This is a genomic window from Novosphingobium organovorum (assembly GCF_022832435.1).
In the GTDB taxonomy this organism is placed as follows: Bacteria; Pseudomonadota; Alphaproteobacteria; order Sphingomonadales; family Sphingomonadaceae; genus Novosphingobium; species Novosphingobium organovorum.
Map to the genome: position 1 here is coordinate 1 of NZ_JALHLF010000200.1, position 3,484 is coordinate 3,484.

Genomic DNA, 3,484 nt, shown 5'->3' on the forward strand with positions numbered 1-3,484 from the left:
GCGCGGGCACGCCCGGCCCCGCCAGCGCGCGCAGCAGGCTCGACTTGCCGCAGCCGTTGCGCCCGACAAGCCCCACGCGCTCGCGCCCGATCGCCAGATGGAGCGGCGGGAAAAGCGCCTGCCCGGATGGAGAATGGATGGAAACGCCGTCAAGCGTGAGGACGGCCCCCGCATGCGCGGAAGAAGCGAAATCGGACATGGGCACACCTGTGCAAGAACCAACAGACAAGGGTTTGTTCTGCGGTTCACGAAATCACGGTGTGCGGTCTCCTCTGGCTGACGTGCCTCCCGCCTTTAAGGCAAACCAGCGCCCGTAGGCAAGGGAGTCTGCAAGCTGGCGTGCTGGCGAGCCGGTCAGCCGACGAACTTCAGGCCGCCTCGGCCACCGCGCGGCGGCTGAGCAGTGCGAGCAGCGAGATGCCGTTGAAGAACCACATCCGCTGCAGGTCGAGCTGGCTGTATTTGCGCAGCGTGTTGGCGAACGTGTAGGGGGTGTACCAGACGTTATGGTCGGGATGAACGCCTTCGAGAAAAGTCTCGCTCTCGGCCAGATAGTCGAAATGGCGCGCCCGGCACTGGAAGGCGTCGGGCACCGAGATCAGGTACATCGCCGCATCCACGCTCTCAAGATCGCGCAGGAACCCCGCGACATCGGGGACATGCTCCATGACCTCGGGCACCAACACGACGTCGTACTGGGCCGTCACCTGCGAAAAATCGGTGTAGAGCGCACCGCGCACGTGCGGCGCCAACTGGGCCAGCGCCTCGCCGTGCGGGTCGAGCCCGTCGAGCTGCGCGCAATGCGCTTCGAGCCGGACATGAAGCGAGGTCGCCGGGTCGGTGATCGGCCAGTCCGCACAGCCCACGTGGAGCACCCGCTGCCCCTTGAGCAGGCTCGCGAAGACCTCCAGCCTTGGCAGGCGCGCCAGTTCCGAACCCACCGGCACACGCTGGAGGAAATAGGGCGCGTGAATGCGCTCAAGCGGCGAAGTGCGCGGTGCGGGGGCTTGCGCAGCGCTATCCACGCCCGCCTCTGCGGGCGCGGCCTGCGGTGCGGGGACCGCGACGGCGGGCGCGGCGGCCTGCCCTTCCGGCGCGTCCCCCGCGCCGGATGGCCCACCCGATGGCCCATCCGATTGCCCGATTTGGCTGACATCTATCGTGTGCAGTCGGTCATAGCTGCGCGCGGTCGAGCCCCAGAGCTGGTNTTCCGGCGCGTCCCCCGCGCCGGATGGCCCACCCGATGGCCCATCCGATTGCCCGATTTGGCTGACATCTATCGTGTGCAGTCGGTCATAGCTGCGCGCGGTCGAGCCCCAGAGCTGGTGCGCGTAGACCGGGTCGCTGCCCTGGTAGGTCACCCCGGTAAAATGGCGCGGAATGAAGTAGTGGCTGGGGTAGATCCGCAAGGGGGAGTAGCCCGCGGCGCGGTAGCACTCGGTCAGCCGCAAGGGCCCCACCGTCTTCCAGGCCATGTCCTCGACCACCGAGGGGGCTGCGGCAATCGTATCGATGATGCTCTTCACGAAAGGATTGCCCGCCTCGCAGCCGAAGTACCCCGCCGCGATGAGGCCGGGCCGGGCGATCTCGCTTTCCCAGCAGGCGAAAGCCGGGCAGTCGAGCAGCGCCTCGTCGAGCGGGCGAACGCAGACCGAATCGGCGTCGAACACGATGCCGCCCCGTTCGTGGAGGATCTCCCAGCGCATCATGTCGGCCACGCCGTTCCATTCGCGCGCGGCCATCGCCTTCATGTGCGCGGCGTTGATCCAGTCGCGCCCTTCCAGTTCGGCGTTGCCCCAGAGCGTGAAATCCCAATCAGGATGCGCCGCGCGCCAGGTGTCGATGCAGTTGTCGGGACGGCGGCTGTCATCGCCGACCCAGATGAAATGGAACGTCTTCGGGATCATCGCGGCGCGCCTCCCCAGGGCCGACGCCATGGCGCATTGCCAAGGCTCCAAACCCGAGCGACGCTAATCGGACAAGGTCAACGATCACCGAAACACACCCTACGCAGGTTCCCTCGGGCGGCTGTCGCAAAGCGCTGGACCGGCAGCAAAAATCCCCTTTCTTCCGGCTGTCGTGGCCCACCATGGGCCAGGCAACCGGAAGAAAGGAGCAGGCGTCAGCCGCCCGGGTCGGGCGTTTCGGCATCGATCCTAACCATGATAGCGCGATCATTACAATGCTGTAATCAGCATGATTGGCCCGGTGCCTGGGGCAAACCGGCGTATCCGGCCTCTTACCAAACGATCCTAGCGCTTGAAAAACAGCGTAAAAATCGGGTCTGTCAGCCGCCCGCCGCGATCTTCTTCTGGCGCCGGCGCTGGACCGAGGAACCCAGCCCGATCGCCTCGCGGTATTTGGCGACGGTACGCCGGGCCAGTTCGAAGCCCTTCTCCTTGAGCAGGTCGACCAGGGTATCGTCGGACAGCACTGCCTTGGGGTCTTCGGCGTCGATCAGCTGCTTGATCGCGGCCTTGACCGCCTCGGCCGAGGCCCCGCCCTCCCCGCTCGCCGAGGCGACGCCCGAGCTGAAGAAGTATTTCAGCTCGTAGGTCCCGCGCGCGCAGTTGAGGTACTTGTTGGAGGTCACGCGGCTGACGGTCGATTCGTGCATGCCGATCTCCTCGGCCACCGCCCGCAAGGTCAGCGGGCGCAGCTGCGAGACGCCATGGCGAAAGAACCCGTCCTGCTGCTTGACCAGTTCGCTCGCCACCTTGAGGATCGTCTTCTGCCGCTGGTCGAGCGCCTTGATCAGCCAGTTCGCATCGCCCAGCTTCTCCGACAGCCAGGCGCGCGAGGTCTTGTCCTCGCAAGTCCCCTTGAGTTCAACATAGTAGCCGCGATTGACGATCAGGCGCGGCAGCGTCGCCTCGTTCAGGCGAATGTCCCACCCCCCGTCGGCGCGCGCGGTGACCAGGATGTCGGGCGTCACCGCGCCCAAAGTCTCCCCCCCGAAGCGCAGCCCCGGCTTGGGATCGTACCCGCGCAGCTCGGCCAGCATGTCCGCCATGTCCTCGTCGTCCACCGCGCACAAGCGCTTGAGCCGCGAGAGGTCGCCGCGCGCGACAAGGTCGAGGTTTTCGATCAGCCGGGCCATGCACGGATCGTGGCGGTCCGCCTCGATCGCCTGGAGCGCGATGCATTCGGACAGCGTGCGCGCGCCCACCCCGGTCGGCTCGAGCGTCTGGACGAGCCGGAGCCCGGCCTCGACCACCGCGCGCGCAACGCCCAGGTCCATCGCGATATCGTCGAGCCGCACGGGCAGGTAGCCGGCTTCGTCGAGCAGGCCGATGATGTAGCGCGCGGTGCCGGAGAGGATGGGATCGTCGGTCAGCGCGCCGACTTGCGCGTCGAGATGCGCGGCAAGACTTTCCCCCGCGCCGCCGCGCTCGTCGATGCCCGGCCCTTCCTCGCCCGGCCCCGAGACGATCGCCGCGCCCCAGTCGGCTTCGCCCGCGGCGCTGCGCTCGCCGGTCGGCTC

3 protein-coding genes are annotated in these 3,484 nt (G+C 67.2%); all 3 read right to left on the minus strand.

Translation table 11 applies throughout. From position 1 onward, the window contains the following. A partial coding sequence (locus MTR62_RS20455) for an ATP-binding cassette domain-containing protein (protein ID WP_244024421.1) occupies positions 1-199 on the minus strand: 199 nt, incomplete at its 3' end. 169 nt (positions 200-368) lie between these two features. After that, on the minus strand, positions 369-1,937 hold the full coding sequence (locus tag MTR62_RS20460) for a glycosyltransferase (RefSeq protein ID WP_456152717.1): 1,569 nt from the start codon (positions 1,935-1,937) through the stop codon (positions 369-371). A 350-nt stretch (positions 1,938-2,287) separates the two neighbouring features. Further along, a partial coding sequence (rpoN, locus tag MTR62_RS20465; protein ID WP_244024425.1) for an RNA polymerase factor sigma-54 occupies positions 2,288-3,484 on the minus strand: 1,197 nt, incomplete at its 5' end.